Here is a 416-nt window from a genome sequence, read left to right as displayed (position 1 = left end):
GGTGCCGGTCTCGCTCAAGATCTTCCTGAGCGCCGTGGCCATCGTCGACGACCTCGGCGCCGTGGTGGTGATCGCGCTGTTCTACGGCTCCGGCCTCGATGCCGGGATGCTGGGACTCGCCGCCCTCGTGCTCGCCGGCCTCTACGGCCTCAACCGGGCGGGCGTGACCTGGCTGTCGGCCTATCTCCTGCTCGGTCTGGTGCTGTGGGTGCTGGTGCTGCGCTCCGGGATCCACGCCACGGTGGCGGGGGTGCTGCTGGCCTTCACCATCCCGATCCGGGTCAGCCCAGGCCGGCCGGAAGACGTGGATTCGCCGCTGCATCGGCTGGAGCACGGGCTGGCGCCCTGGATCACCTATGGGGTGGTCCCGGTCTTCGGCTTCGCCAATGCCGGCGTCGCCCTGACCGGCCTGACGC

Annotated in this window: 1 protein-coding gene; it reads left to right on the top strand. The window is 70.7% G+C overall.

Annotated features, from left to right (window positions below):
* Positions 1-416, top strand: a 416-nt coding sequence (locus tag MPC4_RS04190) for a Na+/H+ antiporter NhaA (RefSeq protein WP_174511423.1), incomplete at both ends; no start/stop codon positions are given.

The organism is Methylocella tundrae, assembly GCF_901905185.1.
Lineage (GTDB): Bacteria > Pseudomonadota > Alphaproteobacteria > Rhizobiales > Beijerinckiaceae > Methylocapsa > Methylocapsa tundrae.
Note: the sequence above shows the minus strand (reverse complement) of the source record. Positions and strands in the feature narration are given on the sequence as shown.